Annotated in this window: 9 protein-coding genes; 7 read left to right on the top strand and 2 right to left on the bottom strand. The window is 44.3% G+C overall.

Annotation, left to right across the window (positions count from 1 at the left end; genetic code table 11):
- Positions 1–11: 11 nt before the first annotated feature.
- The 4 genes from J3L18_RS25335 to efp all read left to right on the top strand — a co-directional run bounded on the left by J3L18_RS25335 (position 12) and on the right by efp (position 3,740).
- The gene (locus tag J3L18_RS25335) at positions 12–1,418 is read left to right on the top strand and encodes a bifunctional UDP-3-O-[3-hydroxymyristoyl] N-acetylglucosamine deacetylase/3-hydroxyacyl-ACP dehydratase (protein ID WP_091174740.1); all 1,407 of its coding nucleotides are present in this window, start codon (positions 12–14) and stop codon (positions 1,416–1,418) included.
- A complete protein-coding gene (gene lpxA / locus J3L18_RS25330) occupies positions 1,415–2,200 on the top strand; it encodes an acyl-ACP--UDP-N-acetylglucosamine O-acyltransferase (RefSeq protein WP_090532656.1) in 786 nt (261 codons plus the stop codon). Before J3L18_RS25335 ends, lpxA begins: the two co-directional genes overlap by 4 nt.
- A 136-nt stretch (positions 2,201–2,336) precedes the next feature.
- Positions 2,337–2,957, top strand: a complete 621-nt coding sequence (locus J3L18_RS25325) for an ABC transporter ATP-binding protein (protein ID WP_129571744.1) — start codon at positions 2,337–2,339, stop codon at positions 2,955–2,957.
- 219 nt (positions 2,958–3,176) lie between these two features.
- Complete coding sequence (gene efp, locus J3L18_RS25320) at positions 3,177–3,740, top strand: elongation factor P (RefSeq protein ID WP_090532660.1); 564 nt, start codon at positions 3,177–3,179, stop codon at positions 3,738–3,740.
- A gap of 122 nt (positions 3,741–3,862) precedes the next feature.
- Here efp and J3L18_RS25315 read toward each other — a convergent pair whose 3' ends face one another.
- Positions 3,863–5,188, bottom strand: a complete 1,326-nt coding sequence (locus tag J3L18_RS25315) for a D-alanyl-D-alanine carboxypeptidase/D-alanyl-D-alanine-endopeptidase (protein WP_129571745.1) — start codon at positions 5,186–5,188, stop codon at positions 3,863–3,865.
- Positions 5,189–5,247: 59 nt separating this feature from the next.
- Here J3L18_RS25315 and J3L18_RS25310 point away from each other — a divergent pair, with 59 nt between their 5' ends.
- A complete protein-coding gene (locus tag J3L18_RS25310; RefSeq protein ID WP_129571746.1) occupies positions 5,248–6,498 on the top strand; it encodes an aspartyl protease family protein in 1,251 nt (416 codons plus the stop codon).
- A 97-nt stretch (positions 6,499–6,595) separates the two neighbouring features.
- Complete coding sequence (locus J3L18_RS25305) at positions 6,596–9,238, top strand: zinc-dependent metalloprotease (protein WP_129571747.1); 2,643 nt, start codon at positions 6,596–6,598, stop codon at positions 9,236–9,238.
- 136 nt (positions 9,239–9,374) lie between these two features.
- On the opposite strand, the gene J3L18_RS25300 is transcribed toward J3L18_RS25305, so the two are convergent.
- Entirely contained in the window at positions 9,375–9,647 is a 273-nt protein-coding gene (locus tag J3L18_RS25300; protein ID WP_091174755.1) for a hypothetical protein, read from the bottom strand.
- Positions 9,648–10,084: 437 nt separating this feature from the next.
- Between J3L18_RS25300 and J3L18_RS25295 the strand changes: the two genes are divergently transcribed.
- Positions 10,085–13,039 carry an outer membrane beta-barrel protein gene (locus tag J3L18_RS25295; protein ID WP_129571748.1) on the top strand — a complete coding sequence of 985 codons (2,955 nt, stop codon included), beginning with the start codon at positions 10,085–10,087 and terminating at the stop codon, positions 13,037–13,039.
- Positions 13,040–13,147: the final 108 nt, after the last annotated feature.

The raw sequence follows: 13,147 nt of genomic DNA, 5'->3' as shown, positions 1-13,147 counted from the left end.
TAAATTTAAATATGAACGTTAAACAAAGAACTATTAAAGCGCCGGTTTCGGTATCAGGAACAGGCTTACACACCGGACAAAGCGTTACAATGACCTTTAATCCCGCCCCTGAAAACCACGGTTATAAATTCAGGAGGATTGATATTCCCGGTGCGCCAATTATTGATGCCGATGTTGATAACGTGAGTGATACCTCACGCGGAACATCTATAAGCCAGAACGGTGCTACAGTAAATACTGTTGAGCACGTGCTGGCCGCTTTGGTTGGGCTTGAAGTTGATAACCTGCTGATTGATCTTGATGGCCCCGAAACTCCCATTATGGATGGCAGCTCGATACAGTTTGTTGATGTAATAACCGAAGTTGGGCTAGTTGAACAGGATGCCGACCGCGAATATTACCATATTCCATACAATATTCATTATTCTGAACCTGAGCGTAAGGTTGAAATGGTTGCCATGCCTTTGGACGATTACCGTTTTACCTGTATGGTCGATTATAACTCGCAGGTACTGGGCAGCCAGCATGCCAGTATCTCAACTATTGGCGAGTTTAAAAAAGAAATTGCTTCGTGCCGTACCTTCTGCTTTTTGCATGAGCTGGAAATGTTGCTAAAGCATGACCTGATTAAAGGCGGCGACCTGAACAATGCCATCGTGGTTGTTGATAAAGATGTTGACCAGGAAGAACTTGATCACCTGGCCAAGCTGTTTAACCGCAAGGATATCAATGTTGCCCCGCAGGGCATTTTAAATAATATTGAACTTCGCCATCAAAATGAGCCGGCACGCCACAAGCTGTTGGATATGATAGGCGATTTGGCGCTGGTTGGCGTACCGCTTAAAGGGCACATCATGGCCGCAAGACCAGGCCATGCGGCTAACGTTGCCTTTGCTAAAAAGATCAAAGCGCTCATCAAAAAGGAAAAAAGCCGTAAGCAGGTAAAAACTTATGACCTGAACGCCAAGCCGGTTTTTGATACGGTTGAAATTATGGGCATGCTGCCCCACCGCCAGCCATTCCTGATGATTGACAAGATCCTGGAGCTTACTAAAAGCCACGTTGTAGGGTGCAAAAACGTAACCATTAACGAGGAGTTTTTTAAAGGCCATTTCCCCGGCGCGCCAATCTTCCCCGGTGTATTACAAATTGAGGGTATGGTGCAAACAGGTGGCATCCTGGTGTTAAACACGGTTCCCGATCCGCAAAACTACCTTACCCTGTTCCTGAAAATCGAGAACGCCCGCTTTAAAAGCAAAGTAGTTCCCGGCGATACCATTATTTATATTTGCGACCTGATTGCCCCCATCCGCCGCGGCATAGCTACCATGAAGGGTATAGGCATGGTGGGCGACCGTGTTGTTGTTGAGGCCGAACTGATGGCTCAAATTGTAAAAGTAAAAGAATCTGAAGCATGATCCAGCCATTAGCATACATCCATCCACAGGCCAAAATTGCCGATAACGTGGTAATTGAACCATTCGTTACCATCCATAAGGATGTTGAAATTGGCGAAGGTACCTGGATCGGCTCCAACTCCGTAATTATGGATGGCGCCCGCATAGGTAAAAATTGCCGGATCTTCCCCGGCGCGGTTGTATCCGCCCCGCCGCAGGATTTAAAATATAAAGGCGAGCAAAGCACCGTAACCATTGGCGACAACACCACTATACGTGAGTGTGTTACCCTTAACCGCGGTACCGCCCTTGATAAAAATACCACCACCATTGGCAGCAACTGCCTGCTGATGGCTTATGTACACGTAGCGCATGATTGTGTTATTGGCGATAACGTAATTGTTGCCAACGCCGTGCAATTGGCAGGCCACATTACGGTTTATGATTACGCTTTCATCGGCGGCTCATCTGCCGTGCACCAGTTTGTTGAAATCGGCGCGCATAGCATGATCTCGGGCGGTTCATTGGTACGTAAAGACGTTCCCCCGTTTACCAAGGCTGGTCGCGAACCGCTATCATATGTAGGTATCAACTCTGTAGGCTTGCGCCGCAGGGGATTTTCGGCTGCTACAATAGCCGAAATCCAGGAGATCTACCGGATCATATTCCTCAAAAAATATAACGTAACCAAAGCGCTTGATATCATCGAGGCCGAGTTTACCCCCAGTGTAGAACGCGATGAGATCATCAACTTCCTCCAAAACTCACAACGCGGTATCATGAAAGGGTTTGGGAATACCTAAATGGCTGGAAGTCCATGGTCCATAGTCTATAGCCCATGGATTTCCGAAACAATTGCCGTGGCCCTGCATTCATTAACGCAAAACGGCTATGGACTATCGACTATGGACCATGGACTATTGACTATCGACTAAAAAAATGACCATCACCCTCCAAAACATCGGCCGCCGCTTTAACCGCGACTGGATTTTTAAAGGGGTAGATTATACCTTTACTTCCGGCGAGTCATATGCTATCCTTGGCCCAAACGGTTCCGGGAAATCAACCTTACTGCAGGTTTTAAATGGGAGCCTTTCGCCTTCTACAGGTAAAATTGAATTTGCTAACGAAGGAAAACCGGTCGAAATAGATACCGTTTTTACTCATTTAAGCCTGGCTGCTCCCTATCTTGAGCTGATAGAAGAGTTTACCATGAGCGAGATGATCGATTTTCATTTCAAATTCAAAAGCTTTAAACCGGGTATAGATAAAGAAACGGTTATCGCGCTGCTTAACCTGCCTAAAAGTGCCAACAAGCTTATTAAATACTTTTCGTCGGGGATGAAACAGCGCCTTAAGCTTGCCCTTGCTTTTTGTGCCGATACCCCCATGCTGATGCTGGATGAGCCAACTTCCAACCTCGATACCCAGGGCGTTGATTGGTACCTAAGCCTCGTACAACAATTCGCCGAAGGCCGGCTTACCATAGTATGCTCCAATCAGGAGCATGAGTATGGCTTCTGTAATCACAGGTTAAGCATTGTGGATTATAAAAGTTAGACTTGAGACGTTAGATATGAGATTTGAGATTTCTAATCTTAGGTTATTTGAAGGGTCTGTAAAAGCAGATGCCCGGGTTACTTAGTCTCAAATCTGATATCTAACTTCTCATATCTGTTTTATACATAACCCTTTAAAGAGCCCGTTGGATTAGAAATCTCAAATCTAACGTCTCAAATCTCAAATCAAATTCCTAAGTTTGCGCCTCAATATTATTTTATGGCTAAGGCATCAGATGTTAAAAATGGAAATGTACTTCGCTTCAACGGCGAATTAGTTCAGGTTGAGGAGTTTTTACACCGTACCCCGGGCAACTTACGCGCGTTTTACCAGGCCCGTATGCGCAACGTTAAATCAGGTAAACTGGTTGAATACCGTTTCCGTACCGATGAAGAGGTTGATATAGCCCGCGTTGAAACCAATGATTATCAATACCTGTATGACGAAGGTGATTCATTAGTAGTAATGGACAACACCACATACGATCAGCATAACGTACCAAAGGCATTATTTGGCCCGGCAGTTAAATTTTTGAAAGAAGGCATGAACGTAATTGTTGCCTTCGAAAGCGACGAGCCCATCATGGGTTCTATACCGGGCTCGGCCGAGCTGGAAATCACTTACACCGAGCCAGCCGTTAAAGGTGATACTTCAAGCGGTGCTTTGAAAAATGCCACCGTTGAAACCGGCGCGGAGATCCGTGTACCGTTATTCATCAACATTGGCGATAAAGTTAAAGTTGATACCGCTACCGGCGCTTACGTTGAGCGTGTAAAAGGTTAATCCACCGGCCCTCAAAGGGTAGGAAACAGATATAAACCAGGAAGAGGTTTCGTTTTCACGAAACCTCTTCCTGGTTTTAGCCCCGCTCATGTCGTACTTGTTTCGGGATCATTATAGAGGGATTAAAACTTATCATGTATATACGTCATTATCCTAACCATCTCATCTCTTACTTCGCGGGTTGGCCGGGTAAAATTATTGTTCATGAATGCAAAAGCCAGGCGTTTGCCTTTGCGGGTAACTATGTAGCCGCTTTGGTTATGATTGTTGCTTAACGACCCTGTTTTTGCCCAAACAAAAGGCTGCCCGTTATCAGTTTTATAGGCGCTTTTAATTGTACCCGCTACGCCGCCTATCGGCATCATGCTATGTAACAGGTTTTCATCTTTCACCTCGTCCTGAATTTTGAGCAGCAGGGCTACAAGGTCTCTGGGGGTAAACAAATTATACCGCGACAATCCCGAGCCATCAACCCATTGCGGCACATCGGGCAAGTCATTCAAAAAATGTGTTTTTGAGTAATTGATCACCGAATCGGTACTGAGGGTATTAAACTTTACCGACGAGCACACCAGCAGCAATTGTTCGGCAATAAAATTATCGCTCGGCTGCAGCATCCGCCGGTAAACGGAATCGGCATTGGTATTATAAATAACCCGCGCATCCGCAGCCATTGGTTCCTGCAATAAGGACACCTGCTTTTTGAGTGTATCCTGCAGCAGGGCCATGGTAAGCTGCAGGCTTGTTTTCCATGGGATTTCCTGTTTATAATTTGGGGGGATCACCCCGGCAGGGTACACAAAGTTATTGCTGATAAAATCGCGCTTAACTTTAAACTGTGCCGGGCGATAATTAATATCGGCATTTAAAAACCGTTTTAGATATTGGGGCCTTACCTGCATGTTACCGTCATTATCTGCGTAAAGCCGGGCAACGTTATCTTCAATAGGCAGGGCGGTTATTTCGGCCTGATAATAATCATTGTAATCGTCCCAGCCCCATCCTGCACCAAAAAACTCACCTGTATAGTTACCGGGCGAATAAAAAAGGTGTTTACTGCTACTCTTCAAAAAGTTAAGCCCATTTACTCCTTTCAAATCGCTGTGCAAGAAAGAAGGGTCGCCGGTACCCCAAAATATCAGCGAATCTCCGCGGGTTTGATAACGCAATGCCGGGATAGAATCGCCAAGCATTTTCAAACAGGTGTAAAAAGTAAAAAGCTTGGTATTGGATGCCGGGGTAAAGTATTTATCGGCGTTTAATTCATATATCATTTTATGCTCGTCCAAATCATAAAGGGCGAAACCGGTAAAGTGATCATTAACAATCTGCGAATGCTTAAAAAGCTTTTTAACCTTTCGTTTTTTTATGGAACGGGCATAAACAATATCACGACAAAGGGATAAAACACAAACAATTAACAGAAATGAAATTGTTGACTTTCGCATAATAAAATAATTTTTTAACAAATAAATCTCGTAAATTTAATATACCAACTATAACCACTTTGTTACACAAGTTATATTATAAAATACGCCATCCGGGAGCATTGTGGCTGGCATTTGTGTTAACATTTTGCCTTACAACCACAGCCCGGGCCCAGTACTTTGATCTTGATGTGCATAAAAAAAAGGTGAATATCCCGTTTAAACTGGAACGGAACCTGATGATCATTCAACTTAAGATCAACAACAAAGGGCCCTTTAACTTTATATTGGATACCGGCGTAGGTCTCATGATCATAACCGATCCTAAATTAGCCGATTCTATCAGTATTCCTAATAAACGTACATTAAAAATCCCGGGACTTGGCGAAGGGGAGGATTCTGAAGCTTATGTAACCTCAACCTTAGATGTTGCCATACCGGGACTGGTTAGCTATGATGTTGCGGCTGCCATATTAAAAAAAGATCTCTTTAACCTTTCGGGTTACGCAGGCATGCCCATTCATGGGTTACTGGGCTACGAGTTTTTTAACAACCTGGCTGTAAAGATCAGTTTCCAGGACAGCGTAGTTACCGTTTGCAGGCCCAAAGACCTCAAACCCTTCAGAAAAGCGAATAAGATCCCCCTGTCTGTAGAAGATAGGAAAGCCTATGTGGATGCGCGGGTTATAATGCCAGGCGTAGCACCCATTAATACAAAGCTGGTTGTTGACCTTGGCGCAGGGCACCCGGTATCAATTGAGCGTTATATCAAAACCTATGGCCTCCCGCAAAAATTTATTGCTTCGGCCAACCTCGGCATTGGCTTAAACGGACCAATAAATGGCTTTATAAGCCGAATGGACGAATTCAGTTTAGGTAAATTCAGGATGAAAAGAGTAATAGCTTCATTTCCTGATGACAGCAATAACCAAATCAATCTGTCGGTGAAGCGCGATGGAAACCTTGGCGTTGGGATCTTAAAGCGATTTACCGTTATTCTTGATTATCCGGATAGTGCCATGTATTTAAAACCCGGCCCAACCTATAACGATCCGTTTGAGCATGACATGAGCGGCCTTGAGTATTATGCCGCAGGCGACCACCTCGACAGGATTGTTATCAGCCGCGTAGAGCCCGGTTCGGCAGCCGATGAAATTGGCCTTGAGCGCGACGACGAGATCATATCGGTAAATTTTAAACCCGTTTCAAAAATGAACCTCCAGGATATTGATGAAATACTCAAATCAAAGGATGATAGAAGCCTGCTGCTTGAGGTGTACCACGACAAACGGGTTGATAAAGTTGTACTGACATTAAAACGCAGGATATAATTAGTAATACCTGTAAAATTATTATTGATAAAACAATTTGCAGCTAAAAAAAACCTGTTTTTTATATAAGTTTACGGTTTAAACTATTATTTAATAAATGAAAAAACATCCGTTGCCGGGTATTTATTTACGCGGCTCAGTATTGGCACTTGCGGTTTTGGCGGGCTCTTGCGCTGCCAGGAAGCAAGCTGCAAACCCAAGCCTTACCCTAAAAACCATTACCACACCCGGCGGAACCGTTGCGACAGCAACAACCGGAACCCCCAAAAAGGAAGGTATTAAAAAGTTTAGCGACCTTATTCCGGCTAAAACAAAGGCTGATAGCGGCCTTTTTAATACTTATAAAGTTGATGGCAAATATTACTACGAAATACCCGACTCATTAATTAACCGCGAAATGCTGGTGGTTACCCGTTTTGTAAAAACACCGGGCGGCCTCAAAACATTTGGCCAGCAATATGGCGGCGAAGAAATTAACAACCAGGTTTGGAAATGGGAAAAGCACGATAAGCAGGTATTTATCCGGGTGCCCAGCTATTCGTTGCGTGCCGATAGCACCAGCGATATGTACCAATCGGTTAAAAACTCAAACCTTGATGCTATACTGGCCTCCTTTGAGGTAAAAGCCTTTAACAAAGACACTACCGGCGTTTTAATTGATGTTACAGATTTTTACAATGGCGATATTGCCGCTATTGGTTTGTCTGATGATATCAAAAAGGCTTATAAAACCATGGGGGTTGATAACTCTCGTTCCTATATCGACACCATTAAGAGCTTCCCGATAAATATTGAGGCGCGCACACTAAAAACCTACCGCGCCGGCGAGTCGCCAACTGACAACAGTAATGCAGCCATTACATTTGAGTTGAACACCTCCATGCTTTTACTGCCCAAAGTCCCGATGAAAGCCCGGATCATGGACCCGCGCGTGGGCTTTTTTGGCCAGCGCCAAACAGATTATGGCACCAATGCTCAAAAAGCCTTAGTAACAGCCTATATTCACCGCTGGAGGTTAGAGCCTAAAGACCCCATTGCTTATGCCAAAGGCGAGCTGGTTGAACCTAAAAAGCAAATTGTGTTTTATATTGACCCGGCTACACCTAAAAAGTGGGTGCCTTATTTAATACAGGGCGTAAACGACTGGCAAAAAGCGTTTGAAGCTGCCGGTTTTAAGAATGCCATAACCGCTAAAGAAGCCCCAACGGCAAAACAGGACCCACAATTTAGCACCGAAGATGCCCGCTACAGTGTGATCAGGTATTTTGCATCGGATGTAGAAAACGCCTATGGCCCCCACGTGGCCGATCCGCGCAGCGGTGAGATCCTGGAAAGCCATGTTGGCTGGTACCATAACGTGATGCAGCTATTGCGCGATTGGTACCTGATCCAAACAGCAGCGGTAAACCCCAAAGCCCGCCACGCACAATTTGCTGACGATCAAATGGGCGAGCTGATCCGTTTCGTATCATCGCATGAAGTTGGTCATACTTTAGGTTTGCCACACAACTTTGGCTCAAGCTACGCTTACCCTGTTGATTCACTACGCTCAAAAACCTTCACCGATACACATGGTACCGCACCTTCCATTATGGATTATGCACGCTTTAACTACATAGCCCAACCCGGCGATGGCGTTACGCACCTGTATCCGCAAATTGGCGAGTACGATAACTGGGCAATAAAATGGGGTTATACCTGGTTCGCGGGCAATAAAACGCCGGAGCAGGAAAAGGAAACATTAGCCGTGTGGACCAACAAGAATGCCGGCAACCCGGTTTATTATTTCGGCCGCCAGGGCACCACTATCGATCCGCGCCTGCAAAATGAAGATTTGGGTGATAATGCCATGAAGGCCAGCGCCTATGGTATTGCCAACCTGAAACGGATTTTGCCAAACCTCGAAAAATGGTCGTACAAAAAAGATGAGGACTATGCCGATCTTAATGAATTATATAATGAAGTTTTAGGTCAGTATTACCGTTACATGGGGCATGTTACCACCAACATTGGCGGCATGAACGAAAACTTTAAAACATATGATCAAAAAGGTGCGGTTTATGATTTTGTGAACAAAGAACGCCAGCGCGAAGCCGCTTTGTTTTTAAACCAGCAATTATACACAACCCCGTTATGGCTAATTAACAAAGCCGAATTGGCCAAGTTTGATAACGGTGTTATGATAAACCGTATTAAAGCCATGCAGGTTTCATTGCTAGGCAATGAGTTAAACCCTTCAAGGCTGGCGCGGATGTATGACAATGAGGCCAAAAACGGCGCTAATGCCTATACCGTTGCGCAGTTATTAACCGATTTACATAAAGGCATATTCGGCACAACCAAACCCGACGGCTACGAGCGCAACCTGCAAAGGGGCTATATCGAAAACCTGAAGAACCTGTTAAATACAGATGCAAGCTTCGCGTTCCCTGGTGTATCAAGCGCGCAGTTGGCAAGCTGGGGCTTTACTCCAATCAACATCGCATTGTCTGATATCAGGCCCATGGTACGTGCCGAATTAAAGAAAATTGATACCGGCCTGCCAAAAGGCGGCGATGCAATAACCGCAGCTCATTATGCCGACCTTCACCTCAGGATAAAGGAAGCCCTTAATCCAACAAGGCCGGTTGTAAATATTGCAGGGGGAATGATTAGGGGTATAAACACCCCCAACCAGGATATACTGAATGAAAAAACAGGAAGTATGAACTGCTGGCCACGCACCAATGTTGAAAACTAATCTGGCACACCCCTTAAAAATCCTTCTTAAAATCCTGCCCTATTTGTAGGGTGGGATTTTTATTTTATGGATTTATTTAAACAAAACGCTGATGACTTAAAACAATTATAAGGCAGGGTGTGAAAAGCCCTTTCGCCTATTTAAGCTGGCTTATATTTTCAAAAAAAGCGACCTGCAAATCAAGCAGCGACTTCACGTTTATTTTTTCGCCGTAAGCATCAAAACATAAAAATTTTGTTAACTCGGGCCTGTTTTTCTTCGATTTTTCGAAAAAATTAAAGGTTTCAAAAAAATAATGGTTGGTTGTAACATGGCTTTTACTGTTTGTTTGCGATGTATTCAGCCTAAAACCGATCGTATCGATCCATTTGTGCACTTTTGAATGCAGCGAGTTTCCAATATTGTTCATAGGTTAATGTTTGGTTTAAGTATAACGAAATTTCATGCCACAATGTTACTATCATATAAATTCATTTTAAACAATAGTTTATTTCTTGTGTGGATTATTAACGCACCAATAGCATTATTTGGTATTTGCTGCAACAAATATTGAAACTAATTATTCACATATTCGTAATAAACCTAAAAACCTACAAACGTAGCTCATTGAGCACTCCCCGCCGCTTATAATTGACTGACTGATCTTTATAACAACCACAAGGCCGGAGACCCCGGCCTTTTTTGCATAATAATTTGTAACAATAATATGATTGATAAGCAATTACAGGCCTAATGTGTAACAATAATATATTGATTGGGCTTTTAGCAAATTTTAAGTTGAACATTTGCAGTTCAATTGCGTCTATATACACACAAAAACAATAATTGCACGCCGAAAAAACGTTTATGAAACCCCTATTTCTTATTTTAAGTTTTACCCTGTTATTTGCCTTTGGTTCCAACGCTCAAACGGGGCGGGAGGTAAAGGGAACTGTCGTTGATTCCACTAAGCTTTCCTTACCCGGAAGTAGTGTTAAGCTGGTTTCAAATGCCGGTGATAGCACCATCGCTATTGCCGATGCAGCCGGTAAGTTTTCGTTCCCGGTAGTAAAAGGCAACAAGCTAACGATTACCATTTCGTCAATCGGTTTCACCGCAATTAAAAAACACTACTCGCTTGATGCCGGGAGCCAACCGGTTGACCTTGGCCCGATAGTTTTAAAAACCGAAACCAATATGCTTAACCAAGTTACCATTGTAGGTGTTAACCCGGTGATATTAAAAGAGGATACTACCGAATATAAAGTAAGCGCATATCCTGTACGCGAAAATGCTCCTGTTGAAGACGTGTTAAAGAAACTGCCCGGCGTTGATGTGGATAAAGACGGCAACGTAACCGCACAGGGCAAATCGGTGACCAAAGTAAGGGTTAACGGAAAGGATTTTTTTGGGGGAGATGTTAAAACCGCAACCAAGAACCTGCCTGCCGATGTGGTTGAAAGTATCCAGGTAATTGACGACTACGGCGACCAGGCTAACCTTACCGGCATCAAAACCGGCGAACCGGACAAGATCCTGAACATCACCATTCGTAAAGACAAAAACCACGGTTATTTTGGGCAGGCTACTGCCGGCGATGGCGAAGATTTTTTACCCAAAGCCCCGGGCATAACCAATGCCAACCGCTATATAGGCGATCTGAAATTTTTTAACTTCAATAATGAACAGCAGATAGCCGTATTGGGAACTATTAACAATACCAACGTAAATACATTTACCTATGGCAGCGCCACCGGAGGTGGGGGAGGTGGTTTCGGGGGAGGCGGTGGCGGCAGGGGCAATGCATTGCGTGGATCAAGCAGCTCCACAACCAGCGCAAACGGCATCACCAACGCGCATGCCATCGGTGCCAACTTTCGCGATCAATGGGGTAAAACACTTTCTGTGTATGGCAGCTATAGCTATACTGATAATACTACCAACACTATTAGCTCGTCTATCCAAACCAACAACGTTCAGTCACCAAGTATAAGTACGCAAAAAAGCGATCAAACAGATAATCCTATTAACCATCGCTTTAACTTTAACCTCGAGTGGAAACCCGATACCATTAATTACTTAAAAGTTGTACCAAACTTCACCTACTCGAGCACTAATACTAATGCTAATGAATCCGTATCATCAACTATCGGCGGAATAACCAACTCGTCATACACCTCATTGTCGCACAGCGATGGCACAACGCCAGGCTACGGTATTAACGCCTTGTATAATCACCGCTTTAACGGGCATGGCCGCAACCTGAGCATTAACATCAGCGCTAATACGTCAAAAACATCGCAGTTCGATAATCCAACTTATGATTATGCCGATGGCGCACCCCGCCAGGCGCCTGCCAATCAGCAAACTTATACCGATAGCCGCGTAACCAGCTTTGGTACAAACATCTCGTATCTGGAGCCAATAAGTAAAAGGGGGTATTTGGAGCTTAATTATGCATTTAACCGCTCAAACACCACAAGTGACAGGGAAACCGATACGCTCAGTACCGCCAATACCTACGACCATTACGACAGGTTGAGCAACAACTATAAATACAACTTTACCACCAACCGCGTTGGCCTGAACTACCGTTTTATCGAAAAGAAATACAACGTTACTTTGGGTATTGGCGTACAACCGGCCGCATTAAACGGCCTCAATCTTAAAAACGATTCGGCTACGCACGTAACCACGTTTAACGTAATCCCAACAGCTCGTTTCAGCTATAATTTTTCGAGGGGAAAAGCTTTAAACTTCCTGTATAACGGATCGAGCAACCAGCCCACATTTAGCCAGCTGCAGCCTGTTATTGATTTCACAAACGCGCTTTACCCGGTACAGGGTAACCCTAACCTGAAGCCGGAACTTGCCAATAACTTTTCATTGAGATATAACAATTTCAGTTTCCAAACCGGCAATATTTTCTTTACCAATTTCAACTTTACCGCAACACAAAATAAAATAGTACAAAACACTATTTCTTATCCCCGCAAATTTAGTAAGGCAGTGTTAGCAGCAGATCCATCGCTAAAAAGCTTTGAGGGTACCAATCTTACCAACTATCTAAATGCAGACGGTTACTATACCGGCACTGCCAATGTGGTATACGCCAAACCATGGGCCCAGCGTAAATTTACCCTGCAATTTAATGGCGCCTTAACCTACACCAACGGTGTTGCGTACTCAAACAGCATCGATAGCAATAACGTTGCCGCATCAGCTGCTCCGTTAAAAAACATAGCCAAAAACCTCAACTTTACCCCGGGCTTAAAATTCAGGGTAAACATTGTTGATGTTATTGATGCAGAAGCCAACAGCAGCTATGGTATTAACAAAACAACCAACTCTATCCATAGCGACCTTATTGATGGCAGCTCAAATTTCCGCACTTTGACATTAGGCTTAGCCGGCAAAAACTATTTCTGGAAAGACTGGACGCTGAGCTATGATTTTACCCGTACTGTGAATTATGGTTATGCCGCCAGCCTAGATATTAAAAACACAAATATTCTGAACACTTACGTTGAGCGCCGGTTCCTGAAAGATCACCGTGGTACTATCCGCCTGGCGGCATATGATTTGTTTAATCAAAATACAGGTTATACATCAGTTGTAAACGGCAACATCACCACACAATCTACAGTAAACAGGCTTGGTCGTTATTATTTGTTAACCTTTACATTCCGCCTGCAAAAGTTTGTCGGCAAAACCCCAACACAAGATCCCGGCCAGCGCAGGTTTAACCGCGATGGCGGTGGTCCGGGAGGACCGGGCGGTGGTCCAGGAGGAGGTGGACCGGGCGGTCCTGGTTCTTTCTAAGGGATAATATTTTTGTAGAGACGCATAATTGCGTCTTCCGCAGGACAAGCGATTTCAATAGCGTCTTAGCTACCGTAAATTGCAGGCGGGAGACGCAATTATGCGTCT

This window comes from Mucilaginibacter gossypii (assembly GCF_017569325.2).
Lineage (GTDB): Bacteria > Bacteroidota > Bacteroidia > Sphingobacteriales > Sphingobacteriaceae > Mucilaginibacter > Mucilaginibacter gossypii.
The sequence above is the reverse complement of the archived record's forward strand: the minus strand, read 5'-3'. Positions and strand labels throughout refer to the sequence as shown.

Excerpts from the sequence above, each read along its gene's own strand:
- J3L18_RS25295 (WP_129571748.1), top strand. The coding sequence starts at position 10,085 with ATGAAACCCCTATTTCTTATTTTAAGTTTTACCCTGTTATTTGCCTTT.
- J3L18_RS25335 (WP_091174740.1), top strand. The coding sequence starts at position 12 with ATGAACGTTAAACAAAGAACTATTAAAGCGCCGGTTTCGGTATCAGGA.
- J3L18_RS25300 (WP_091174755.1), bottom strand. The coding sequence starts at position 9,647 with ATGAACAATATTGGAAACTCGCTGCATTCAAAAGTGCACAAATGGATC.
- J3L18_RS25325 (WP_129571744.1), top strand. The coding sequence starts at position 2,337 with ATGACCATCACCCTCCAAAACATCGGCCGCCGCTTTAACCGCGACTGG.
- J3L18_RS25305 (WP_129571747.1), top strand. The coding sequence starts at position 6,596 with ATGAAAAAACATCCGTTGCCGGGTATTTATTTACGCGGCTCAGTATTG.
- J3L18_RS25315 (WP_129571745.1), bottom strand. The coding sequence starts at position 5,188 with ATGCGAAAGTCAACAATTTCATTTCTGTTAATTGTTTGTGTTTTATCC.
- efp (WP_090532660.1), top strand. The coding sequence starts at position 3,177 with ATGGCTAAGGCATCAGATGTTAAAAATGGAAATGTACTTCGCTTCAAC.
- lpxA (WP_090532656.1), top strand. The coding sequence starts at position 1,415 with ATGATCCAGCCATTAGCATACATCCATCCACAGGCCAAAATTGCCGAT.